Consider the following 26,263-nt stretch of genomic DNA (forward strand, 5'->3'; position numbering starts at 1 on the left):
TCACTGATACAATCTTATGTTATGCAATTCTTATAATTATTATAATTCTTTAAACTATTTTTCCTATAAATGTGGTGTTACTATTCCTTTATACATAAGTATTGCAAATACTATACCTGCAATCACTCTATATACTGCAAATACTCTCATAGGCTTCTTCTTTAAGTAAGCAACAAATCCTTCCATTACTACTAATGAAACTATAAACGCTACTATAAACCCTACAATTAAAGCAACCCAAGTATTTAAGTTCATAAGTGAAAAATCAAATTCAAAAAGATCTTTTGCTGATGATCCAACCATAGCTGGAATTGCTAAAAAGAATGAAAATTCTGCTGCGACTGGTGTTGAAAGCCCAGCTACCCAACCACCCATAATTGTGGATGCACTTCTTGACATTCCAGGCCACATTGATAATACTTGAAATAATCCAACTTTTATAGATTGCATTGGAGTTATTTTATCAATATTCTTAACAGCATGTCTTTTTTTTCTAAATATATTTTCTATTACTATTAACAAAATACCACCAACTATAAATGCAACAACTACAGCTTGAGGTTTAAATAAAGCTTTTATTTTACTATAAAATAATATCCCTATTACCCCTGCTGGTATTGATCCTATTAAAACATTTATTCCAAATTTAAATCCAACTTCACCTTTTTTTCCACCTGTAAATATATATGCAAAGAATTCAATAACACTATCTTTTATCTTTTTCCAATATAATACTACAACTGCAAGTATTGCTCCTAATTGTATTACAATTTCAAACATCTTAACAAATTCCCCTCGGAAATTAATTAAATCTGATGCAAGTATCATATGCCCCGTTGATGATACAGGAACAAATTCAGTAATACCTTCAACTATTGCTATAATAATTGCTTTAAGTATGAACAAAAAGTCTAATCCCATCTTTTTTTACCACTCTCTTTCTAATAAGTTTCCAATTTAAATTATAATACTTATTATGTTATATATTATTAATTTTTCCTTAAAATTATCTTGCCTATTGAATTTATTCCATCTATAGAAAGATTTAATTCTGTTTCACCTTTTGATATTTCAATTTCTTTATATTTATTAATTTTTTCATATTCAGAATTATTAATGCTTAAATAATATTCATTCATAATTTTACCGTCTTTAAATGCCCCTAAAATCATAAACGTACTATCTTTATTTTGATCTTTACCTTGATTGTTTTCAGTAATTTTGACCAAATCTTGTTTTTCCATTAAAATTAAATATGCTTTTTCATCTTGTCCTATATTATTTTCTTTTGGACTCTTATCAAAAAGTTTTGTATCCTGTGTAAAAATTGTTGGTGGAGCAAATTTATCCTTAAATTTAATATTTAAAGCTTTTTCATTTTTCACATAAGTTACTAATGTATTACTTTTCTTGTTTTTTATAGTATTATCTATTTCTATACTATACGTATCTAAATATTTTTTTAAATTCTTTTTGTAGTCTTTTTCTTTAGTTTTACCAACATAAAATATTGGATTATAATCTTTAGTCATTACCTCTGTTGCTGATAATAAGGTGTCTTTTTCTCTAAAATAACCTCTATCTAAAGGATCTATCATTATCCATTTATTATTTTCATTACTCCAATATTCTACAACATAATAGCTATATTTATCTTTAGTAGCAGCATCTTTATTTCTAAAAATCCCCACTCTACTCTTCAAACCATATGAAGCTAATAAATCACGTTCTATTATTGACATATCTTTAGCAGATACTTTTTTTCTTCCACCCATTTTTTGGAAAATATCATAAGCAGATCTTTGATTTAAATCATCTATATCATCATATTGACAAATGACATGTAAAATATCTACACTTTTTAAAACTTTATCTATCTCATTATCACATTCATTTAATACTTGCTTTACTTTATATGTATTATCTAAAGATTTAATTTTTTCATTATTTTCATCATCATAGAAAAAAGCTATATTATTCTCATTGTAATAATTATTCCAAGTTAACACTTCAAATTCTTTAACTTTATTAGTTTTAGAAAAATATACAAAAAATAAAGCTATAAAAATTAAAAATACTAAAATTGCTTTCATACTATTTTTAACTTTCTTATTCACAATTTTGTTCCCCCTTAGATTCATCATTTTTAACATTTAGGCACATTCAAATAAATAACTAATCAGTATGCTATTTTATTTTGTTAAACTACTTCTTCCTTGGAACTTACTAATAGCACAACTATTAGCATAACCCAAGTCATTATATTTTACAAAATTTCTGTCGCATCTTTGACTTGTTATTTATTTTCATATGCCTTAAATATATTTTAAAATCAGAGAATTACTCTTCTGATTTTAAAATATAATAATATTAATTTTCTATTAATTTAAATTGAGAAATAGTTAATACACTACTTTTATCTTTTTTATATGTTTTAATCCTATTATAATTATCAGTTATCATCTCTTTTACCTTACTATCAGTGTCTTCCTTGATATCCTTGTAAGCTGCTTTAAAATTAACTAAAGCTCTATCAGCATCACCTTCAACACATATATAATAATATCCTGCATTATTTAAATTTATTATGTCATTTTCATCAATGGCATAAGCTGATCTTATAGCATTTATGGCTTTTTCATTTTTACCTTTATTTAAGTATACGCTTCCTAACATTCTATAGTATTTTGCATTACTACTATCTAATTCAATACTCTTATTTAATAACTCTATTCCTTCATCTTCTCTTTGATTATTTATTTTTATCAATGCAGAACTATAATATATATCAGGATTTTTAGAATCTATTTTAGAAGCAAGTTCATAATATTCTAGGGCTTTATTTGAATCTTTAACTATATCTTGATAATACTTTGCTGTATTTATTAAGATTTCTGGATTAAATAATTCTTTTTCCAAAGCAGTTCTAAAATATGATATTGTATTATCAATTTTTCCTTCTTCTGCTTTCTTAGATTCTTTTAATAATATGTTTGGAATTAATTCTCCATACACATTAGGATAATCCTTATTTAGTAATATAGATTTTTTAGCATTTTCAAAAGCATCTTTGTATCTTCTACATTCATAATCATATAAAGATAACATATACCAATTTATGTACGATTCATCATCTCTATCAATAATTTCTTTTAAACAATTAATAGCAGTCTTATTGTCATTTATATTCTTATATGCAGTATATTCTATAAAATCAAGACTAAACTTTTCTGTTTCATTTAAATTTTCGTTTTTTAATTTATTAATTATGTCAATGCTTTTTGATACATTTTTTTTATCTAATGAATAAATTTGAGCAAGCCATATTCTATATATTTTTTCATCGTTATATTTATCTTGTAATTTTAATATCTCTTTTACTATTCTGTCTTTATCACATAGTGATAGTTGTTTTACAGCATCTAAAGTAATCAATGGATCTTCATTTTTATCACATGCATCTTTTAATAAAGTTAAACCATTTTCCCAATTTCCAAGTAAGATATTCATTTTCGAAATAGTTATAAGGTCTTCTTCACTATTTGAATTATCGTAACTTTTTAAGATTTCTTTTGCTTTTTCTTTTTCATTGTTACTGATATAAATGGTAAACATAGTGTTTTTTAAAGTTTTATATGTAGGATTATTTTTTAAAAACAATTCTCCATAGTCTATAGCCTTTTTACTTTCACCATTTATAAAACTTGTTAATACCACTTCATTAGTAATTTTTTCATCTTGTTCTTTTAATTCTTCCCTATTATTAGAATCTATTGACTTGTTTCTTGCTTCATAAACTTTACTTATTAATTCATTTGATTCTACATAATCACCTTTTATAGAATATATCTCTGCAATCTTCATATCATATTCTGGCCAAAGATTTTTACCTTGTAATTTTGTATATTCTTCAATAGCTAAATTATAGTTTCCATTAAAGAAAGCTTCTTCTGCTGGATTTGTTCCTATTGTTATAGTTTCTTCGCCTGGCATTAAATTTTTTACTACAATAACAATACCAAGAGCGGTTACTAAAGTTAAAATCATTGTAATTATAGAAGTAAAGTATTTATTTGATTTAGCAATTTTTTTATATGTACAAATTATTCCTTTTAGAAAAGAACTTTTATTTGTGTTTTCCATATGTACACTCCTTACATATTTCTAATACATTTAAACCTTCTTTCTATTTTAACAAACCTTTATACAAAAATCTACATTTATTGATATATTCAAAAATGTTAAATTACTTGGCATATAAAAATTTTGTGCTATACTTATATTTGTTTTCATGAAATTAAGGCACATTCAAATCGATAACTAGTGAGTATACTCGTTTATTTTGTGAACTACTTATTCCTTGGAACCTACTAATAGCACAACTATTAGCAAAATCTAAGTCATTGTATTTCACAAAATATCCATCGCACCTTTCATTTGTTATTTATTTTCATATGCCTAACAACTGATTTATGATAAAATTTTATATTATTAAATAAAATAATTAGGTGGTGACTACAATAAATATTAAGTCGATTTTAAGTATAATTTCAGCTAAATGCATAGCATTTCTTTCAAAGCATCTAATAAAAGGGGGAAGTACTTTTCCTGGTAAAATAGCACTAAAATTTGATAAAAATATTCTAAAAAAAGTTAGTGATGGTTACAAAGTAATTCTTATAACTGGTACAAATGGTAAAACTACTACTACTAGTATGATAACAAATGTCTTAAGAGAAAATGGATTTGATGTAATAACTAATAATACAGGTGCCAATTTATACCCTGGAATTACAGCTTGTTTTATATCTAATTATAATTTTTTTAGTAAACCTAAAAATAAATATGCTGTAATTGAAGTGGACGAAGCAAATGTTAAATTTATTACCGAACATATTTCTCCTGAAATAATAACCATAACAAATCTATTTAGAGATCAATTAGATAGATATGGTGAAGTTTATACAACTTTAAATAAGATTTTAGAAGGTATTGTTAAAGTTCCAGATTCAAAATTAATTTTAAATGGTGATGAATCATTACTAGGAAAATTAGATTTAAAAAACCCTATGTTATATTATGGTTTTAATACTTCTATTAATGAAAATACCTCTATTGATATAAATGCTGATTCGAAATTCTGTAAAATTTGTAAAGCAAGGTATTCTTATAATTTTGTAACTTATAATCATCTTGGTGATTTTTATTGCCCTGAATGTGGATATAAAAGACCAAAACTAAATTATGCTGTTAATAAAATATTTGATTTAAATCCTGAAAACTCTTCTGTTCTTATTAATGATACTGAAATTTTAATAAGTCAGTCTGGAGCTTATAACATTTATAATGCTTTATGTGCTTATTCAGTGGCTAAAGAACTTGGAGTTACTGATGATGTTATTGCAAATTCTTTACAAAACCAAAATTCAAGTTTCGGTAGACAAGAACAAATTACCATTGGAAATAAACATGCTGAAATAATTTTAGTAAAAAATCCTGCTGGTTATAATCAAGCATTAGATACTCTTTGTCTTAATAAACATGATTTTTCAGCAACTTTCTTATTAAATGATAATTATGCTGATGGAAGAGATATTTCATGGATTTGGGATGTTAATTTTGAAAAAATATCTTCACTTCCAATAAAAAATATATTTATATCTGGTACTAGAATGTATGATATGGCTGTAAGATTAAAAATTGCCGGACTTAATAAGGATAGTTTTTTATTAGAAGAAGATTATGAAAAATTAACTGAGTTAATTAAAAATAATTCTTCTGCTAATAAAGTATATATATTAGCAACTTATACTGCTATGATAAATTATAGAAAATACCTTCATTCAAAAGGTTACATCAAAAAACTATGGTAATTATAAAGGAGGTAAATACTTTGGAGTTAAATATTTGTCACTTATATCCTGATTTGCTAAATGTATATGGTGATGTAGGAAATGTATTAATTTTAAAACATAGAGCTGAAGAAAGAGGAATAAAAGTAAATTTAATAAATGTCTCTATAAATGATGTTATTAATAAAGATCAAATAGATATCATATTTTTTGGTGGTGGTCAAGATTATGAACAATCAATAGTATCTAATGATTTAAATACCGTAAAAAAAGATTCTTTAATATCTTATATTGAAGAAGGAAAAGTTTTATTAGCTATTTGTGGTGGTTACCAATTATTAGGTAAATATTATACAGCTCCAAATGGAGAAAAAATAAACGGTTTAGGCTTATTAAACATTTATACTGAAGGTGGAGACAAAAGATTTATAGGTAATACAGAAATTTATAATGAATTATTTGACCAAACTTATGTTGGTTTTGAAAATCATTCCGGAAGAACCTACATAAACAATCATAAACCTCTTGGGAAATGTATTCATGGATATGGAAATAACGGAGAAGATGGATATGAAGGATGTATATACAAAAATACTTTTTGCTCATATTTTCACGGTTCTTTCCTTTCTAAAAATCCAGAATTTGCAGATAAACTTTTAAGTTTAGCATTAAAAAATAAGTATGGAGATGAAATTGCTTTAGATTCTTTAGATGATGACTTTGAAATTAATGCAAAAAAATCTATTCAAGATAAACTAAATTCAACATCTAATTAATTTTAAAAATAATATAGAACAATATTGAATCTTAAATATTATTCTATATTATTTTTTTATATTTCAAATTACCTATTTATAACTCTTCTATCTGTTAAATATTCAACTTCCCACTGTTCCATTTCATCAAAAGTTTTGAATTCATATCCTAAATCTTTATATTTATTTATAATATGTTGTAACGCATTAGTTGTTGTAACTTTATTTTCTAAATCGTGCATTAAAATAATCTCTATATTATGAGTACCTGCTTTACTTTCAATATTATTAGTTATTTCTTCTTTAGATACCATAGCTGCACATGTATCTCCACAATCTATATTCCAATCTATATAATCTATTCCTCTTTTTTTTAATTCAATTTTTATATTCTGCAAAGTTTGATAATCACTTACTGTATTACTTGATCCTCCTGGCATTCTTACAAATCTAAAATTTCTATTTTTTCCTGTAACATCATTTATGATTCTAATACATTTATCAAGATCATCTATGTAATATTCTGTAGATGAATATAGTTTCTTGTATTCATGATTATTACAATGAGGTATAAGTCCCATATCATATTTATTTAATTGTCTTAAAATCCCTTTATATTTCAACGCATTAGAACCAACTATACAAAAAGTAGCTTTAACATTATTTTTATTTAATATTTGTAGTATATTTTCTGTATTGTTAGGTGATGGACCATCATCAAATGTTAAATAAACAATTTTCTTTTGAGTCTGATCTAACGCACTAATATTATACGTATTAAAAAAAAGTAAAATAATAATAAATAATGCTAAAAACTTAAGATATTTTTTCATATATTTCACCCCTCTCTTAGCCTATTTATAGTTTGTTCCAAAAAATAAAATATATAGGTGTAATTTATAGGTAAATACTAAAAAATCCTGTTAAAATAAGTATTTTTAAAAGATTTGCTTATAAAAAACCTATATTATCCCCTGTATTTTATTGTTATTAAATAGCATAAATGATATACTTATGTTGATTTAAATATTATTAAATAGAGATGGGGAGATTTTACTTGAAAAGAAATTTAATCTTAAAAACACTTGCATTAACTATTACTCTTTCGCTCTTTGCTCCTTTTTCAGTAAAAAGTTATGCAACTGAAAATACTACACAAAGTTTACCTAGTATTCAAGCTGAATCAGCTTTAACTATGGATTATGAAACTGGTGAAATAATTTATACTAAAGATGCTGATAGTAAAAGGTATCCTGCAAGTACTACAAAATTATTAACAGGTTTATTATTAGCTGAAAAATTTGAAAAAAATTCTGAAATTACATTCACTCAATCAGCAAAGGAACAACCTGAATATTCATTAAATATAAATTACATGCACAACAGAATGCAAATTGGAGACAAAATGCTTGCTGATAATGTTATGAAAGGATTATTACTTTTCTCTGGAAATGATACTGCATATATGATTGCAGATAACGTTGCTGGTAGTGCTGAAGCATTTTCAGAATTGATGAATAAAAAAGCCAAAGAACTTGGAGCTAATAATAGTAACTTTATTACTGCTAATGGACTTCATGATCCAAACCATTATACAACAGCTTATGATTTATCTTTAATAACTAAAGCTGCTTTTGAAAATCCATGGGAAAGAGAAACTATGTCTCTAAAAGAAGCTCCTATAGACATAAATGGTTCTAGAATTATATTAGAAAATAGAAACCTAGGATTAGGTAAAAATGGAAATCTTGGTGGTAAAACTGGATTTACCAATGCTGCTGGCGGTTGTTTAGCTGCTGTATATGAAAAAGATGGTCGAAAAATAATAGGTGTTGTTTTAAAAAGCAGACAAATTAATAATGCCGACATGACTAAGTTTAATGATATGGATTCTATTATTGATTATAGCTATTCTACTAATAAAGAGATTTATAAAAAAACTAATGAAGAAGTAGGTACTACTGATTTACAATATAAATCTTTTGGTTTTTTTGGACCTACAAGAACAATTACTGTTCCTATAGTTTTAAGTCAAGATGTTATGTATTATAAAAATGATATTAATGATGCTGAATCTTCAATAACTTATAATGCTTCAAATAATAGTGCTTGGAATTTAGCATTTAACAAGAACACTAATTTAACTTATTCAACTAGAAATCACGTTGAAGAAGTTAAGGGTATGATAGATATTTCTGTAGGAAAAATATTAAAAGACAATATATTATTATATTCAACGGTTTTAGTAATTGCTATAATTATGATTACATTAATAATACTTATAAGAAATATGGCTAAAAATAATAGAAAAAGACGTTACAGAAGAAGATATTAGGTATATTCAAATGAATAACTAGTCAGTATGCTAGTTTACTTTGTGAACTACTACTTTCTTGGGTTCTACTAATATTAATGCTATTAGCAGAACCCAAGTTATTGTATTTAACAAAATATTCGTGGCATCTGTCACTTGTTATTTATTCTCTCATATGCCTTAATAAAAATATTTTAAAATTTTATTAGTACAATAGGTGAAGAAAATGAATAAATTAAATTTTAAAGGTAGTGTTATGTTAAATCCTACACCAGTAGTGCTTGTTACTTCTAAAAATAAAGAAGGAAAAATAAATGTATTTACTGTTGGTTGGATAAGTACAGTTTGTACAAAAGCTCCTATTCTTGCAATGGGAGTAAGACCTGAAAGATTATCTTATGATTATATAAAAGAATCTGAAGAATGTGTTATTAATTTACCAAATAAGCAAATGGTTAAAATAGTAGATTATTGTGGAGTTAGATCTGGAAAAAAAGAAGATAAAATAAAAACTCTTAATTTAAAATTAAATGAAGGAGTAAAAATAAATACACCTTCATTAGAAGATGCTCCATTTGCGCTTGAGTGTAAATTAAAATCTATAACACCATTAGGTACTCATGATTTATTCTTACTAGAAGTAGTTAATGTTAAAGTAGATGAAAATCTACTAGATGAAAATGGTAAAATAGGATTTAATAAAGCAAATTTAATATGTTATAATCACGGAGAATATTTTGAAGTTAATCCCAAACCATTAGGATCATTTGGCTATTCCGTAAGAAAAAAGACAAACAAAACCTCAAAAAAGAAATTCAGAAAAAAATCTAAATAATCTTACTAAAAATGCTTACATGACTTCATTTAATCATGTAAGCATTTTTTATTCCCAATTGTTCCATACATCTGGATTATATCCAACTGTGGCCTCTTTACCATTTCTTACAATTGGAGTAGTTATTACTTTAGGATTTTTTAATACTATTTCTTTTTTTATATCAGTACTTCTTATATTATTTAAATTCAATTTACTATAATCTTTGCACTTACTATTTATTAAATGATTAATTGATACTGAATTTAAAACACTATTAAGTTCACCTTTACTTATTCCTTTTTCCATTAAATCAATAAATTGAAATTTAATTCTTCTTTCTTTAAAATATCTTTCTGCTTTTTTTGTATCAAAACATTTCTTTATTCCAAATATCTGTATATTCATTACAATCCTCCTACATTTAATTTTATAATATATTACTTTATCCTAAATTTGGGCAAATTTAAATAAATAACTAGTCAGTATGCTAGTTTATTTTGTAAACTAATTCTTCCTTTGAACCTACTAACAGCACAACTATTAACAAAGCCTACGTTAATGTATTTCAAAAAATATTCTACCTTCTTTGCTCTTTGACTTTTTATTTATTTTAATATATCTTAATTACAATTTTATTTTAAATCAAAATTACAAGAAATAAAATACTTGCAAAGCATTAAATTTTATTTCTTATACAAGCTTACCCATTTTCCATTTTCCACTTCTATACCTCAATACAGATATTGTAGATGCTAATATCCATCCTAAAGGTATAGCCCACCATATGGCTTTTGACCCAATAAAATATGATAAAACATATGCAGCTATTACTCTTAATGATAAATTACATAATGTACTTATCATAAATACTTTAATATCTCCTGCTCCTCTAAGCACTCCATTTGTCGTTATCATAATTCCCATAAGTACATAAAAAACGGAAACCACTGTAATGTATTGTATACCTATATTAATAGCTTCCTTATTAATATCTGAATCAATAAATATTCCTATTACATTTTCAGCATATTCATGTAATAAAATTGCAATAATAAAACAAAATATTCCTATCATCTTCAAAGCAGCTTTATATCCGTTTTTTACACGCTCTATTAAGCCTGCTCCAATATTTTGAGCTGTAAATGTAGATACTGCACTACTTATATTAACCATAGGCATAATGATTATAGAATCTATTCTTGTTGCTGATGTATATGCTGCAATAGTTACAACGCCATAAGTATTCACTAACACTTGAACAAATAAGTTTCCTATTGATACTATTGCCTGTTGTATTATTGATGGTATAGCTATCTTACAAATTTTTTTTAATATATAGATATCAAATATTCTATATATATCATCATCTTTTATTCTTTTTAATTTTATTAAAAGATAGGTTAATGAAGCCATTGCAGAAATTCCTTGAGCTATTAAAGTTGCATATGCAGCTCCTACTACTCCACTTTTAAACTTTACTACAAATAAAAAGTCCAATACCACATTCAAAATAGAAGAAAAGATTAAAAAATACAATGGTATTTTAGAATTTCCTAAAGCATTAAATACTCCTGTATTAATATTATAAACAAATAAAAAAACTACTCCTATCATATATATTTTCATATAATTATCGGCATCTGTTAATATCTCCTCTGGAGTTTTCAGAATTTGTAGTACAGAATTACTTGTAGTTATTCCTAAAATCATTAATATTGTGCTAAATATTGTTATGGATATGATTGATGTATAAATTGCAGTTTTCATATCACCTATTTGCTTTGCACCAAACATTTGAGATATTATAACTGAACAACCAATACTTGCTCCTGTAGCAATTGTTATAAATAAAAAAGCCATAGGATATGATGCACCTACAGCAGCTAATGCATTTGCTCCTATAAAATTTCCTACAATTACAGAATCTACAATATTGTAAACTTGTTGAAATATATTTCCTATAACCATTGGAATAGCAAATAAAAGTACTATTTTTCCAGGTTTACCCTTTGTCATATCCCTTACCATTTAACTCCTTCTTTCAAACTTCTTAATTATTGTATCGTTTATTTATAATAAAAATTTTTTTTCTAAATATAATAAAAAAAATCAAAGGAGAAATTTAAAATATATTTCATCCTTTGAGATTTATAATTAAATATATGATTATTTTGTACTTTATATACTTTTATCTTATCCAAGCTCCATTATAACCTAATCTATATCCATTAATAGTTGTATTACTAACCATTGCTCCTGAATAATCTAAATAATACCATTTGCCACTATAACAAACCCAACCTGTTAGCATTTTTCCATCTTCACTTAAATAATACCATTTACCATTTATATTTTTCCATCCAATTACCATATCACCGTTATAGTTTAAATAATACCAAGAACCATTTAAATTAACCCATCCTCTTTGCATTATTCCAAAAGAATCCATATGGTACCATCTTCCATTTATAAAGTTCCATCCAGTAATCCTTTTTCCACCTACTATATATTGCCAATTACTATTATTAAACATACTCCATCCTTCATTAAATGATACTGTAGTTGAAAGAGGAGTTTCACTTAATACATAATCTGAGCAATGAGTTATTGTAAATGACACTTTATCATATTTTACTTTAACATCTGATTCAACTAACTCTAATGATTTTGTATTTTTATTATAGTAATAAACATACATATTTTTACCATTATATTTAGAACCTATTTCAGCTTCAATCTTTGCTTTTCCAGGTAATTTCCCGTCATATTTTAAATATAAATTAACTACATTTACTCCATTTAAAATATTTTTTATTTCTGATTCATTAGGAGAAGTTGTATCAATAGTTGTATCTAGCTTATTATCCATTTCTGAAACATTGTCAATATCATCTCCATCAAAAGTCCAACTATAATCATCACCTTCAAGAATTAAGGTCTTATCATCATTATCCTTTAAACATTCAAAAACATCCTTTTCTACCTTTGGATAATCTGAAACATCATAAGATATATTATCAGCTCGTGAGTCTTCAATTTTATCATTTATTCTATCAGTATCAACAGTACTTCCTGATCCCCTACCTGATGATCTATGATGCCTTGAAGATCTTTTTTCATCAATACTACTTGTTCTATCACTCATTACTTTTACTTCTTCACCATCTATAGTAACTATTACTTCTACTTTTATATACTTATCTTCATCACTACTTCTTAATTTATATTCATTATCTGTTTCACCAGATATTTTACTAAAGTCTTCATCTTTATGCTTTGATCTATACCATTGATACTTTACTTTATCTGGAGATATAATCTTACCATTTTTATAAGCTGTTACATTAGCCTCTAATTCTCTTCCAACTCTTTCACTTCCTGAAATTGATACTGTAGCATATTTTTCTCTTTGAACAACTACTTTTAATGATGTTTTTACTAAAACTTCATTTTTATCATTAAGCCACTCATATTTATATAAGTCATTTTTATAAGTATTTACTGTCGGCTCCCATACACTTCCTTTTTTGATTGCTACAGGTATATATTTAATGTAACTTCCACCCTTTACTTCATTTGAACCAGATAATAATACATATTCTTTGTTAGAAGATAAATCTTTTATTTTAGATGGTTTAATACTTGCTGGAGTAATAAGTTTCACCCCTATATAGGCAGTGTTAGCTGTTGAATCAATAGTTCCTTTTAAACCTCCTAATTTTTTGCTTTGTTCAGTATTAAAATTATTAGGCAAATTAATAGTTATAGTTCCTGATGTTGTAGTAGTTACATTTATTCCTGTTCCTTTAACATTTGAATATGGCTCTATCTTTTGATTAACTTCATTAACTGTACTAGCTTCATCAGCATAGGCTTTAACATTAAAAAGTGTGGAATTTGGTACAATTGCTCCTGCTTGCATTCCAGTTATAGCTGCAAGAACTAATGCTATAGTCTTTGAATGCATATTTTTTTTCATTAATATCTCCCCTGTCTTTTCTTACCATTAAAATGTAATTTTTTATTTGTACTATGTATAAATAAAAATATAAGTTTAATAATACTTAATAATTTAATTATATACACCTTTCATATAATTATAACATTATTGGAAAATTTTTTCATACCTTTTAAATAACACAAAACTTATTAAAAATTAATTTAATCTTATATAAAATAATTAAACTCAAATGAAGGAAAAAAATTAAATACTTAGAATATATATTATATATGGTATTATTTGGAAATAGGAGGTTTTTATTATGTTAAAAAATAAAAAGAAATTTATAATGTCTATGGCACTAAGCCTTGTACTTATGTCATCTTCTGTACCGGCATTAGCAACTACTACACAAGATAAAGACACTAATCAAAAAGTAACTTCAGAATCTTCTTATGACTTAAAAGATTTAAATGAACAACTAGTTATGGGAGTAACTTGGATGCAATCTTCTGCTGAATACAGAGCATTATGTTATCAAGCTTACAATACCGGGAAAACAATTGTAAATGAAGCTGCCTCAAATTTTAAACAAGGTGACAAACCTTTAGCAATAATTACTGATTGTGATGAAGCTGTTATTGATAATAACGAATATGAAGCAGGTTTAATAGGTCAAAAAGCTGGTTATAGTGAAAAAACATGGACACAATGGGTAGATCATGCTGATGCAAAAGCCATGCCTGGAGCAAAAGAATTTTTGAATTATGCTGCTGATAAAGGTGTTGAAATATTCTATGTGACCGGTAGAAATGAAAAAACTTGCCTTGATGGAACTATTAAAAATCTAAAAAAATTAGGCTATCCATGTGTAGATAAAAAACATATGCGTTTGAAAACTGATAGTAGTAATAAACAACCTAGGATGGATGAAATAATCAAAGACTACAATGTAATAATATATATGGGAGATGATGCTGGTGATTTTCCTATAAACTCTTACGGTAAAGATGTAGAAGACAGAAATCAATTAGTTGATGTAAACAAAAATAATTTTGGAACACATTTTTTAATATTACCAAATCCAGTATATGGACATTGGGAAAGTGCTCTTGCTAAAGATTATTTTAAATTAAGTCCAGCTGAAAAAGATAATGTAAGAAAATTACACTTAAAAACTTGGACATCTAATGAAAATAATAATTAAATAAAAAAATCCTAAAATGGAAAATTAATTAATAAAAATAGTAGATTAGTTTATTTACATAAAATAACTAATCTACTACTTATATAATTCCTAATAAATTAAAATGATGCGTTTTAAGAGATTCAACCCCCTAATCCATACCTTAGAGAGGCGTTACTCTATCCAACTGAGGTAAAAACGCATATATTCAATACACAAGTATCTACATAAAACTACTATAAACAATTTGCTCGTTTATTACATGTTACATAATTAAAATTGTCAATATTATTTTATTAAAATATTCAATGTAATAAATATTTCATCTAGAATACTTCTTCTTTATAAGCATTTGACTTGTTAAAAAGAAAATTATGTAAAATGTGGATAATAGTATTGACTTAAAAACTAAAATTGTTTATACTATATCATAGTAAAACGATAAGAATTAAATGCAATGATTAGAAAAGTAGATATATATACTTTACACAGAGATAGTCTTATTTGCTGAAAAAGACTTTAAAGTAATTTATCAATGAGTGCATCTATGAGCTATTTTTTCGAAAAGCTAAAGCTAAGTAGATCAAATCGGTTAAACACCCGTTATAGTGTTATGATATGTTTGTATCTAATTAGAACGAGTTATATGTATTTTAAATATACATATAAACAGAGTGGAACCGCGGAGTATATAACTTCTGCCTCTGTAATTAAGAGGTGGAAGTTTTTTTATACATTTTATACATATTAATAAAAAGGGGAATTTAACAATGAAAAAACTTTTTAATAACTTTATTTTCAAACTAGTTATAGCTGTACTAATAGGTGTGTTAATAGGAACTTATTCTAGCACTAATTTAATTCAAATTATATCTACTATTAAGTACGTGCTTGGACAAATAATATTCTTTTCTATACCATTAATAATATTAGGTTTTATTGCACCTTCTATTTCAAAACTTAAAGGAAATGCTAGTAAATTACTAAGCTATGCAGTAGTAATTGCATATTCATCTTCTGTATTTGCAGCAATTTTCTCTATGTTTGCAGGATATAGTATTATCCCTAAATTATCAATAATTTCTAATAATACTGTAACAAAAAAATTACCTGAATTGCTTTTTAAACTTGACATACCACCAATTATGAGTGTTATGAGTGCATTAATACTGGCACTATTCTTAGGACTAGCAACAGCATGGACTAAATCTGATTTAGTTGAAAAATTATTAGAACAATTTCAAAATATAATATTAAGTATTGTTGAAAAAATTATAATTCCTATACTACCTTTATTTATTGCTACAAATTTTGCATGTTTAGCTTATGAAGGTGGTATAAGTAAACAATTGCCTATTTTCTTTAAGGTTGTAATTATAGTAATTATCGGACATTTTATTTGGCTTACTATTCTATATTCAATTGCTGGAATTATATCAAAAGAAAATCCATGGCAAGTTTTTAAAAATTATGGTCCAGCTTATTTTACTGCTGTTGGTACAATGTCAAGTGCAGCAACATTGCCGGTTGCATTAAAATGTGCTAAAAAATCTAAAATTATAACAAAAGATATTGTGGATTTTGCCATACCTTTATGTTCAAATATACATTTATGTGGATCAGTTTTAACAGAAGTATTCTTTATAATGACAGTTTCACAAATTCTATATGGTAATTTACCTAATATTTCAACTATGATTCTATTTATAGTATTACTTGGAATATTCGCTATAGGTGCACCAGGGGTTCCAGGTGGAACTGTTATGGCTTCATTAGGACTTATTACAGGTATACTTGGATTTAATGAAGCTGGAACTGCTCTTATATTAACTATATTCGCACTTCAAGATAGTTTTGGAACAGCATGTAATGTAACAGGAGATGGAGCTATTGCCTTAATGCTTACAAGAATAAGAAGTAAAAAATAATTTTTATAATAATATATAAAAGAGACCGTAAACGTATAAGTCAATATGTTTATTGTCTCTTTTAAAATATAATATTTAGTTAAAGCATAACTTCATATTTTGAAAAACTTATACTTTAATAAAAGCTTAAATATTTAACTTTTTATATTAGATTAAGTTCTCTTATGTTTTAGTACACCTATACTAAAAAGCATGATAATTGGAAAAACAATAGCACATAATAATCCTACTTTTAATCCAACGTTATTTGTACTAATATTAGATATGAAATTTATAATATTAGAACTCTCCTTTTCAACTGAGCTAGAAACCATTCCAACTAATCCTGGACCTACAGCACAACCTACATCCCCAGCTAATGCAAGAAATGCAAACATACTTGTACCACCTTGTGGACAATATTTGGCAGATAAACTAAACACACCTGGCCACATAATACCAACTGATAAACCACATAGTCCACATCCAATTAATGATACAATAGAAATCGGAGCAAATACTGCAATAAAATAACTAACTACACAAAGCATACTACTAAATGAAATAAATTTTTCTAAATTAATTTTTTCACCAAAATTTCCATAAAATGCACGAGACACTCCCATAAGAGTTGCAAATAAGCATGGCCCAAATAAATCACCAATTGTTTTTGAAACATTAAGTCCTGCTTCTGCAAAAACAGATGCCCATTGGCTCATAGCTTGTTCAGCTGCACCTGAACATATCATTAACAACAAAAATAAACAAAAATATTTAAGCTTAAATATGCTTTTCATAGGAAGCTTTATTTCTTCTTCACCAAATATATTAATAGGCACTCTTGTAAAGCATATAGCATTTATAAATGGAATAGTAGCCCAAATTATAGCTAAATAATTCCATTTATTTATTCCAAATATGACAAAATAAATGGTAGAAATAATTACAACAAATACATGTCCCCAGCAATAAAATGAATGGAGTAAACTCATTGCAGAAGCTTTTGCATCATTAGGTAATGCTTCTACAATTGGGCTTATTAGAACCTCAATTATCCCACCACCAATTGCATATAATATAATAGAAATTACTAGCCCAATAAAAGGATTAGAAAATATGTATGGAAATACACCTAAGCCAATTAACCCTAATGCTGAAAAAATATGAGCACCAACTATTGATACACGATAACCTATTTTATCTACATATCGTGCTGATAAAAAATCAACGAAAATCTGTGTGCCAAAATTAAGGGTAACAAGCAAACTAATTTGATCTAAGGATATTTTAAATTCCCTTTGAAAGGTTAAAAATAATAATGGTACAAAATTATTTACAATTGCTTGAGTAATATATCCTACATAACTAGCATACATAGTCTTTTTATAATTATTTTTCATATAACACCTCTTATACTATAATTTTAGTTCTTACTACGTTTTTTCTAAAACAATTCTTTAATATAATTCTACATTTTCACATATACTCTGAAAATAAATTACCTATTAAATTTATATTTCGCATCATAATATATTTTAAATTATTAAATCTTAAACAATAAAAATCCATAGTATGTTTTTTTAATATTATAAATAATTATCAACTCTATATTGTTCATGTACTTTCTTTCCTAATAAAGTAATTGCTTGTTTTGGACAACTGCTTATACATCTATAACACATAGTACATTTTTCTTTTACTTCAATTTTACCATTTAGTAATTTGAGGTTACCCATTGGACATAATTTTACACAAAGGCCACAACTTGTACACTTCGTTTTTTCTATCTTTAATTTATCAGAATAATTTTTTGTTTTATTAAAAAACCATAATCGCTGACCAAACAATCCTGCAATATGATAAAAAGCATTAATACCTTCTTTGGGAGGCCTTCCCTCTTTTAATCTTTTCACAGCATCATTAATTTTCTCATCAGCTTCTTTTATAATCTGCTTATTCTGTTCTAATGATTTCTTCAATAATTTTACATCACAAATACAATCAGGCATTTTTAAGTGAAGTCCACCTACAACTTTTGCACCATATTTTTTAAATAAACGTGCTGAACATCCTGCTCCATCTCCACTAAAAAGTCCCATTGTAACAATTATAAAAATTTTTTTATCCTTAAATTTTTTTTGTTTTCTTTAATAAAATCATTAATAATTTTTGGAAGATTGCTATAATAAATAGGATAAGCAAATACAATAAAATCATTTTTCTTTATTTCATTAACCACAGATGGTTCTTCTATTGAAATTATAGAATTAGCAGCACTATACTTTTTTACAAATTTAGATATACAATGTTTTGTATTTCCTGTACCACTAAAATATATGCCAACCATATAAATCACCTCATTTATAAATTATTATATACCTTGTGAATATTTTACCATATTTTCCAAAATACCGTCACTTAATTTTCAAAGTTTAACACTATTTTATATAAAATTTCATAATATACAACAGAAAGACTTTAGACTTAATAAGATGTAACTTAAAGTTTTGAACAAATTTAATCACATTAGGTCTAATTATTACTTTATAGGAGATGTAATTTAATGAAAAAAGGCTTAAAACTAGTACTTTCTTTAGCTATGATTATTACATTGACTCTTTCTTTAACTGCTTGTAATTCTAATAACACTTCTAAAACTCAAGAGGAAAATGCTAAAATTACTGTTCGCTTAAATGAAGTTACTCGTTCTGTTTTTTATGGTCCAATGTATGTTGCTATAAGTGAAGGATTCTTTGAAAAAGAAGGAATTGCTATCAATCTCCAAACTGGACAAGGAGCAGATAAAGTTATGCAAGCTGTTTTAAGTAAAAATGCTGATATTGGCTTCTGTGGTCCTGAACAAGTAATTTATATTAACAATCAAGGAAGAGAAGATTATCCTGTAGTCTTTGCTGGGCTTACACAAAAAGATGGTTCTTTCTTAGTAGGAAGAAATAAAGAATCAAACTTTGATTGGAATACATTAAAAGGAAAAGAAGTTATTGGTGGAAGACCTGGTGGGGTTCCTGCTATGGCTTTAGAATACGCTATGAAAAATAATAATATAACTCCTAATACTGACGTTAATATGATAACTAATATAGACTTTGCTGCTGCTTCTGGCGCATTCAAAGGTGGTACTGGCGATTATGTGGCTTTATTTGAACCTACTGCTTCAATGCTTGAAAAAGAAGGTAGTGGAAGTATACTTGCATCTATTGGAGAAAACTCAGGAGTTATTCCATATACTTGTTTCTTTACAACTAAATCATATTTAGACAATAATAAAGAGACAATAGCAAAATTCACAAAAGCTATATATGAAGGTCAAAAATGGTATTTTTCACACACACCTGAAGAAATAGCTGATTCAATAATTAAATACTTTCCTGGAACTGACAGAGATATAATAATAAGAGTTATTAATAATTACAATAAAATAGATGCTTTAGCTCATGAACCTTCAATTAAAGAAGAAAATTTAAATAGATTAATAGAGATAATTCAAGAGTATGATGATTCATTAATTCCTTCAAAACCTGATTTTAACAAAATTGTAGATAATAGTTTTGCTGAAAAAGCAACTAAATAAATTTAACTTTGGTGATTTATTTTGAGTTTGCTTAAAATCTCTAATTTATCTATGAATTATCACTCACTGAAGGGTGAAACTAAAGCATTAAATAATATTAGTTTTGAAGTAAATGATGGAGAATTTATATCAATACTAGGACCATCTGGATGTGGTAAATCTACTCTTCTTAATATAATAAGTGGATTATTAGAAGCTTCTAGTGGAACTATACTTTATAAAAATGAAGATATAAAAAACAACTTAAATAAAATAGGTTATATGTTTCAAAAAGATCATTTATTTGAATGGCTAAATGTATGGGACAATGTATTAATAGGATTAAAGATTAAAAAGCTAATCACTAAAGAAGCTATAGAAAGAGTAACTGAACTGTTACAAACCTATGGATTATCAAAATTTAAAGAACATTATCCTAGTGAATTATCAGGAGGAATGAGACAAAGAGTTGCTCTTATAAGAACTTTGGCTCTTAACCCAGAAATACTATTTTTAGATGAACCTTTTTCAGCTTTAGATTATCAATCAAGACTTTTAGTATGTGATGATGTATTCAAAATAATAAAAAAGGAAAAGAAAACTGCCCTAATGGTAACACATGATATCTCAGAAGCTATTTCTACTTCTAGTCGAATTCTTGTATTATCTCAAAGACCTGCACAGATAAAGAAAGATGTAGATATAATATTCTCGAAAAAAGATATTACTCCTTTTGAAAGAAGAAAAGAACCAGAGTTTAGAGGTTACTTTAATGATTTATGGAAGGAGCTTGATCAAAGTAATGAGTAAAGAACATGATATGTATTTAAAAAAAATAAAATACAATAAAATAAAACTTATAGTTACCAGAATTTTAATATTAGTTCTTTTTATAGCTCTTTGGGAAATTGCAGGTGACTTAAAATGGATTGATCCATTCTTAACTTCTACTCCTTCTAGAATGTATAAATCCCTCCTATCTTTTTATAATGATGGAACCTTAATGCGCCATATTTGGGTAACATGTTATGAAACCATACTAGGTTTTACTTTAGGTACTGTTCTTGGAACTGCCATTGCAGTAATACTATGGTGGTGTCCTTTTGCCTCTAAAGTATTAGACCCTTATTTAGTAGTATTAAATGCCTTACCTAAAGTTGCTTTAGCACCAATAATTATATTCTGGGTTGGTAATGGTACTACTGCAATAATTGTAATAGCTCTATTAATCTCTATTGTTACTACAATTATAAGTGTATTAAGTGGTTTTAATGAAATAGATAGAGATAAAATCATGTTAATGAAAACTTTTAGGGCATCTAAACTTCAAATCTTAAGACATTTAATTTTTCCTTACTCTATTCCAGTATTTATATCTGCACTAAAAATCAATGTTGGATTATCATGGGTTGGTGTGATAATGGGTGAATTTTTAGTAGCTAGAGAAGGCTTAGGTTTTTTAATTGTATATGGTGGCCAAATTGCTCAATTAGATATGGTTATGATGAGTATAGTAATACTTTCTGTAATTGCTTTTATAATGTATGAAATAGTGGCTTTTTCAGAAAAACGTTTAATTAAAAATAAGTCTTTAGAAAAATAATTAGATTTCATGTCTAAATCTTCAAATTAATTAATAATTAAGAGTTTTTTGTAGAAAAAATACCTTTACTTGCTCTAATAAAAGATTTTTAGAATTATTTCTGAAAATCTTTTATTATTTTGGCTTTATATACCTTTTACTTATTGCTCAACAAGTGATAAATTATAGTAGGTGAATTTATTGTTTAATAATTATATTTATAAATTTAAAATTAAATATATAGTTGGGGGAGGAAAAGATGAAATTATTTAAAGAAGCATTAGTTATTTTAGTTATCTATCTACTAGGAGAATTTTTATCATCTTTCTTTAAATTACCTGTACCAGGTAATATTTTAGGAATGATTATATTATTCTTATTATTATGTTTTAATGTGATTAAAGTTGATAAGATCTCAAATGTATCAAATTTTTTACTAGATCATTTAGCATTCTTCTTTATTCCTGCTGGAGTAGGACTTATGACGTCATTAAATATAATAAAATCTAATTGGTTAAAATTACTTGTAGTTTGTTTATGTACAACCACGATAATTATAGCCTCTACAGGTTTAATAGTTCAATTTGTATCAAAGAAATCAAAAAATGAAAAAAAGGGACGTGGAATAATTGGACATAATAATTAATAATATTTTATTTGGATTAGTACTTTCTTTAATTGCATTTGAAATAGGAATATTCATAAATAAAAAAACAGGAATAGCCTTATTAAATCCATTACTTATAGCAATTGCATTTATAATTTGTTTCTTATTTGCATTTAACATAGATTTTAATACTTATAATGAAGGTGGACAATTTATTAATATGTTTTTAGGACCTTCAACAGTAGTATTAGCTGTTCCACTTTATAAACAAATAGAATTACTCAAGAAAAATGCTATAGCTATTTTTTCTGGAGTATTTATAGGAAGTATCATAGGTATGTTTTCTGTAATGGGTATTTCTTATTTTGTTGGTTTAGATTCTACTATAATAAAATCTTTAATTCCAAAATCTGTAACAACACCAATAGGTATTGAAATAAGTAGCCAGTTAGGTGGACTAGTTCCTGTAACTGTACTTGCAATTATAATTACTGGAATTATAGGAGCCATATTTGGACCTACTATATGTAAATTATTTAAAATTAAAGATAAAGTAGCAATTGGTATTTCAATCGGAACTGCTGCTCATGCTGTTGGTACTACAAAAGCCTTAGAACTTGGAGACACTGAAGGTGCTATGAGCAGTCTTTCAATAGGTGTTGCTGGGCTTATGACAGTATTTATGGCTCCATTAGCTTATCATATAGCCTTATTTATGTATGGTTTTATAAAATAGTTAATATAAATTATTATTACAAAAAATAGTATGCATCTAACAAAAAAGACGTTGCAAAATCTATGCAACGTCTTTTTTATTTTACGTTTAAATAAACTCAATTTTCCAATTATAATAACCTGTTTTTTCATTTCTCTCATATCTAAAATAAGCTGAAAATGTATTTCCTTTTTTACTTTTTAAATTTCTAAAACCTACTTTTCCATTTTTAAGTAATAAAGCAATCATTTGTTTTGAAACTTTCTTACCAAAAGATAAGATATATTTATCATTTTTCCATATTGTAAATTTACATCCATTTTTCCAATTAGTACATCCGAAGTTTTTTTCAGTTTCCACTACTGGATTTCCACATACAGGGCATTTTCCTATTTCTTCTATACCTTCTGGAATTTCAATCTTAAATCTTGATAATGCTGAAATATCTTTTTTTATCTTATCCACAGCATTATTCGTAAAATCATATATTAAATTCATAAAATCGCCTTTTTTAAATTTGCCCTTTTCTATATCAGATAAAGTACTTTCAAGTCTACCTGTATACTCAAGATCTAAAAGTTCTTTAACTGGAAATATTTCAACTATATTTCTACCAAGCTCAGTACATATAAGACTTTTCCCTTTTGATTTTATATATCCGATATCTTTAAGTTTTTTAATTGTTTCAGCTCTAGTAGCTGGAGTTCCTATACTAAATCCATTTAAAATACATTGCATCATTTCATCAGAATCTTCTTTTCCTTCTATACCCTTACCACAAGTTTCCATAACTCTAAGTAATGTTTTTTCTGTATGGTGCTTTGGTGGCTTTTTTGTGACTTTATTTATTTTATTTGATACTATATCAACTTTTTCTTCTATATTTACCATAGGAAGAATAGTATCTTTAGTATCTATTTTTTCAACTACTCTCCACCCCTCTACAAGCTGAACTTTTCCCTTAGATATAAATTCACCTTTTACCTTTTCATTAGATGACTTTAAGCGTATTTTTGTTTCTTCAAATTCTGCAATCGGCATAAATTGCATTACAAATCTATTTTTAATAGCATTATAAACTATTTCTTCATCTTTACTAAGTCCACTTGGTTTAATATATGTTGGAGTTATAGCACTATGACTTTCAACTTTTGAATTATCAAAAACCCTTTTACTCTTTACAAATTTAATATCTTTTTCATAAGGTAAACCTGCCTTTAATGTATTTAATACTTTCCTTGCTCTATCCTCTAAACTCTCTTCTAAGACCACACTTGCTGTTCTAGGATAAGTTGTATACTTCTTTTCATAAAGACTTTGTGCTACCTTTAATACTTTGTCTGATGTCCATCCTTTGTATTTGCTTGTTATGTATCCCTGTAAATTAGATAAATTAAAAAGATATGGTGGGTAGTCCTTCTTCTTTTCAGTTTGCTTATCAATTATAGTAGCATTAGTTCCATCTAATAACTTTGCTATATTATCTAAAACACCTTTATCTTCAAATTTTTCTGTTTCTTTTTCATAATATAATCCATTAAATTCTTCATTGTTAGAATTTTTAAAAGTAGATGTTAATTTATAATAAGTAGTAGCCTTAAAATTTTCTATTTCTTTATCTCTATCATATATTATCTTTAATGTTGGTAGTAATACTCTACCTATATTAATTGTTTTGTTCTCTTCAAATTTATATTTTAATGTACTAACTGAAGTTAAATTTATACCAATTACCCAATCAGTCCATTGTCTTCCAATCCCTGCATCTTGTAAGAATTGCATTTCTTTATTGTCTTTTAAATTATTCATACCATTTTTAACTTCATCTGGAGTCCATTCATTTAATAATAGTCTGTATATTGGCTTTTGAATATTTAAATAACTAAATAATTCATCTGCAATTACTTGACCTTCCCTATCAAAATCTGTTGCAGATATAACTCCATCTACATCATCTTGCCCTATTAAAGATTTTATTATATTAATTTGTTTTGCAGCACCCTTATCTTCTACTGTTCTATCCATACTATCGCATTTTACTTTGTATCGAAACTCTTCAGGAATAAACGGAAATTTTTCCATTCTCCAACCCTTCATATTCTCATCATAGTCTTTTGCGTCATATAATTGTAAAAGATGTCCAAAAGCCCAAGTAATATAATAATCTTCTCCTTTAAAATAACCATCTTTTCTGATTTTTATATTTAACGCATCTGCAATATTTTTTGCAACAGAAGGTTTTTCTGCAATAATTATCTTTGCCATGCCTTACCTCCTTAAAATCATACTTAAATATATCTTTTACCAACATATATATTAACATTAAAACAAAAATAAGGCTAGTTGATTGCATTTTAGTACATTCCAACTAACCTTGGTTACAATTGATTAAATCTAAATTATTAATTTTATTTCTAAAAAACTACATCTCATTTAACATCCATATATAAAAATTTAGTACTCCTGCATATATAATCCATATTAAATATGGAATAAACAAAAATCCAGAAATCTTATCTTTATTATAAAATTTTATAAATGTTAAAGTAACAAATAATAATAATATCAAAATCTCAATAAAAGCTATTCCATATAATCTTAATCCAAAAAATATAAAAACCCATAAAAAATTTAATAATAATTGTATGGAATAAGTAAATACAGCAGAGCTTGTATCAATACCCTTATATTTAAATATATAAACCCTATAACAGGCTATACCCATCAATATATAGATTACTGTCCATACAATAGGGAAAATGCCCTCTGGTGGTGCAAAAAAAGGCTTATTTAAACTTTTATATAACTCTCCCATGTAAGGCATTATTATATTTATAATCCAAGCTACAAATAAAGGTATACCTATAGACAATATTAGAGGTATAAAAAATATCTTTTTAGTTTTAATTTTTTCATTTCTCATATTAACACTCCATAATTTAGAAAAATAATAAGTATTGTTACTTTTAATGTATATGTTGATTTTTTTAAAATTATGTTTTTTAGTTAAAAATCTT

The 26,263-nt window shown here is 26.2% G+C and carries 23 protein-coding genes; 11 read left to right on the top strand and 12 right to left on the bottom strand.

Features of this window, described 5'->3' with window-relative positions:
• Positions 1-63: 63 nt before the first annotated feature.
• From BGI42_RS10310 to BGI42_RS10320, 3 genes are all read right to left on the bottom strand, one after another.
• A complete protein-coding gene (locus tag BGI42_RS10310; RefSeq protein ID WP_069680226.1) occupies positions 64-921 on the bottom strand; it encodes an undecaprenyl-diphosphate phosphatase in 858 nt (285 codons plus the stop codon).
• 68 nt (positions 922-989) lie between these two features.
• The gene (locus BGI42_RS10315; RefSeq protein ID WP_069680227.1) at positions 990-2,117 is read right to left on the bottom strand and encodes a hypothetical protein; all 1,128 of its coding nucleotides are present in this window, start codon (positions 2,115-2,117) and stop codon (positions 990-992) included.
• A 253-nt stretch (positions 2,118-2,370) separates the two neighbouring features.
• Positions 2,371-4,143, bottom strand: coding sequence for a tetratricopeptide repeat protein (locus BGI42_RS10320; protein ID WP_069680228.1), 1,773 nt, complete (start codon positions 4,141-4,143; stop codon positions 2,371-2,373).
• Between the two features lie 368 nt (positions 4,144-4,511).
• Between BGI42_RS10320 and BGI42_RS10325 the strand changes: the two genes are divergently transcribed.
• The gene (locus BGI42_RS10325; protein WP_069680229.1) at positions 4,512-5,873 is read left to right on the top strand and encodes a Mur ligase family protein; all 1,362 of its coding nucleotides are present in this window, start codon (positions 4,512-4,514) and stop codon (positions 5,871-5,873) included.
• 20 nt (positions 5,874-5,893) lie between these two features.
• The gene (locus BGI42_RS10330) at positions 5,894-6,628 is read left to right on the top strand and encodes a type 1 glutamine amidotransferase (RefSeq protein WP_069680230.1); all 735 of its coding nucleotides are present in this window, start codon (positions 5,894-5,896) and stop codon (positions 6,626-6,628) included.
• Between the two features lie 68 nt (positions 6,629-6,696).
• On the opposite strand, the gene BGI42_RS10335 is transcribed toward BGI42_RS10330, so the two are convergent.
• Positions 6,697-7,440: a polysaccharide deacetylase family protein gene (locus BGI42_RS10335; protein WP_069680231.1), complete on the bottom strand. Its 744-nt coding sequence runs from the start codon at positions 7,438-7,440 to the stop codon at positions 6,697-6,699.
• A 224-nt stretch (positions 7,441-7,664) separates the two neighbouring features.
• On the opposite strand from BGI42_RS10335, the gene BGI42_RS10340 reads away from it, so the two are divergent.
• Positions 7,665-8,942, top strand: coding sequence for a D-alanyl-D-alanine carboxypeptidase family protein (locus BGI42_RS10340; RefSeq protein ID WP_069680232.1), 1,278 nt, complete (start codon positions 7,665-7,667; stop codon positions 8,940-8,942).
• A 205-nt stretch (positions 8,943-9,147) separates the two neighbouring features.
• Positions 9,148-9,756, top strand: coding sequence for a flavin reductase family protein (locus BGI42_RS10345; RefSeq protein ID WP_069680233.1), 609 nt, complete (start codon positions 9,148-9,150; stop codon positions 9,754-9,756).
• Positions 9,757-9,804: 48 nt separating this feature from the next.
• Here BGI42_RS10345 and BGI42_RS10350 read toward each other — a convergent pair whose 3' ends face one another.
• The 3 genes from BGI42_RS10350 to BGI42_RS10360 all read right to left on the bottom strand — a co-directional run bounded on the left by BGI42_RS10350 (position 9,805) and on the right by BGI42_RS10360 (position 13,717).
• Positions 9,805-10,143: an arsenate reductase family protein gene (locus tag BGI42_RS10350; protein WP_069680234.1), complete on the bottom strand. Its 339-nt coding sequence runs from the start codon at positions 10,141-10,143 to the stop codon at positions 9,805-9,807.
• Between the two features lie 285 nt (positions 10,144-10,428).
• Positions 10,429-11,766, bottom strand: a complete 1,338-nt coding sequence (locus BGI42_RS10355; protein ID WP_069680235.1) for an MATE family efflux transporter — start codon at positions 11,764-11,766, stop codon at positions 10,429-10,431.
• A 160-nt stretch (positions 11,767-11,926) separates the two neighbouring features.
• Positions 11,927-13,717 carry an N-acetylmuramoyl-L-alanine amidase family protein gene (locus tag BGI42_RS10360; RefSeq protein ID WP_069680236.1) on the bottom strand — a complete coding sequence of 597 codons (1,791 nt, stop codon included), beginning with the start codon at positions 13,715-13,717 and terminating at the stop codon, positions 11,927-11,929.
• A 283-nt stretch (positions 13,718-14,000) separates the two neighbouring features.
• Here BGI42_RS10360 and BGI42_RS10365 point away from each other — a divergent pair, with 283 nt between their 5' ends.
• Both BGI42_RS10365 and BGI42_RS10375 read left to right on the top strand, forming a co-directional pair.
• The gene (locus BGI42_RS10365; RefSeq protein ID WP_069680237.1) at positions 14,001-14,885 is read left to right on the top strand and encodes a 5'-nucleotidase, lipoprotein e(P4) family; all 885 of its coding nucleotides are present in this window, start codon (positions 14,001-14,003) and stop codon (positions 14,883-14,885) included.
• A gap of 749 nt (positions 14,886-15,634) precedes the next feature.
• Positions 15,635-16,792: a dicarboxylate/amino acid:cation symporter gene (locus BGI42_RS10375; protein WP_105165924.1), complete on the top strand. Its 1,158-nt coding sequence runs from the start codon at positions 15,635-15,637 to the stop codon at positions 16,790-16,792.
• Between the two features lie 152 nt (positions 16,793-16,944).
• Here the strand turns inward: BGI42_RS10375 and BGI42_RS10380 are convergent, their stop codons facing one another.
• From BGI42_RS10380 to BGI42_RS16575, 3 genes are all read right to left on the bottom strand, one after another.
• Complete coding sequence (locus BGI42_RS10380) at positions 16,945-18,171, bottom strand: MFS transporter (RefSeq protein WP_069680238.1); 1,227 nt, start codon at positions 18,169-18,171, stop codon at positions 16,945-16,947.
• Positions 18,172-18,357: 186 nt separating this feature from the next.
• Entirely contained in the window at positions 18,358-18,870 is a 513-nt protein-coding gene (locus BGI42_RS10385; protein ID WP_338028388.1) for an EFR1 family ferrodoxin, read from the bottom strand.
• A gap of 8 nt (positions 18,871-18,878) precedes the next feature.
• The gene (locus BGI42_RS16575) at positions 18,879-19,118 is read right to left on the bottom strand and encodes a flavodoxin family protein (protein ID WP_338028389.1); all 240 of its coding nucleotides are present in this window, start codon (positions 19,116-19,118) and stop codon (positions 18,879-18,881) included.
• 216 nt (positions 19,119-19,334) lie between these two features.
• Here BGI42_RS16575 and BGI42_RS10390 point away from each other — a divergent pair, with 216 nt between their 5' ends.
• The 5 genes from BGI42_RS10390 (at position 19,335) to BGI42_RS10410 (ending at position 23,267) form a co-directional block, all read left to right on the top strand.
• The gene (locus tag BGI42_RS10390) at positions 19,335-20,363 is read left to right on the top strand and encodes an ABC transporter substrate-binding protein (RefSeq protein WP_069680239.1); all 1,029 of its coding nucleotides are present in this window, start codon (positions 19,335-19,337) and stop codon (positions 20,361-20,363) included.
• Positions 20,364-20,384: 21 nt separating this feature from the next.
• Complete coding sequence (locus BGI42_RS10395) at positions 20,385-21,152, top strand: ABC transporter ATP-binding protein (protein WP_069680240.1); 768 nt, start codon at positions 20,385-20,387, stop codon at positions 21,150-21,152.
• Entirely contained in the window at positions 21,145-21,945 is an 801-nt protein-coding gene (locus BGI42_RS10400) for an ABC transporter permease (protein ID WP_069680241.1), read from the top strand. Before BGI42_RS10395 ends, BGI42_RS10400 begins: the two co-directional genes overlap by 8 nt.
• Positions 21,946-22,183: 238 nt before the next feature.
• Positions 22,184-22,570 (top strand): CidA/LrgA family protein, encoded by a 387-nt coding sequence (locus tag BGI42_RS10405; protein WP_069680242.1) that lies wholly within the window; start codon positions 22,184-22,186, stop codon positions 22,568-22,570.
• A complete protein-coding gene (locus BGI42_RS10410) occupies positions 22,554-23,267 on the top strand; it encodes an LrgB family protein (RefSeq protein WP_069680243.1) in 714 nt (237 codons plus the stop codon). Before BGI42_RS10405 ends, BGI42_RS10410 begins: the two co-directional genes overlap by 17 nt.
• 87 nt (positions 23,268-23,354) lie before the next feature.
• On the opposite strand, the gene BGI42_RS10415 is transcribed toward BGI42_RS10410, so the two are convergent.
• Both BGI42_RS10415 and BGI42_RS10420 read right to left on the bottom strand, forming a co-directional pair.
• Positions 23,355-25,511, bottom strand: coding sequence for a type IA DNA topoisomerase (locus BGI42_RS10415; RefSeq protein ID WP_069680244.1), 2,157 nt, complete (start codon positions 25,509-25,511; stop codon positions 23,355-23,357).
• 157 nt (positions 25,512-25,668) lie between these two features.
• The gene (locus tag BGI42_RS10420; RefSeq protein WP_069680245.1) at positions 25,669-26,169 is read right to left on the bottom strand and encodes a TspO/MBR family protein; all 501 of its coding nucleotides are present in this window, start codon (positions 26,167-26,169) and stop codon (positions 25,669-25,671) included.
• Positions 26,170-26,263 lie beyond the last annotated feature (94 nt).

It is taken from the genome of Clostridium taeniosporum (assembly GCF_001735765.2).
GTDB classification, from domain to species: domain Bacteria; phylum Bacillota; class Clostridia; order Clostridiales; family Clostridiaceae; genus Clostridium; species Clostridium taeniosporum.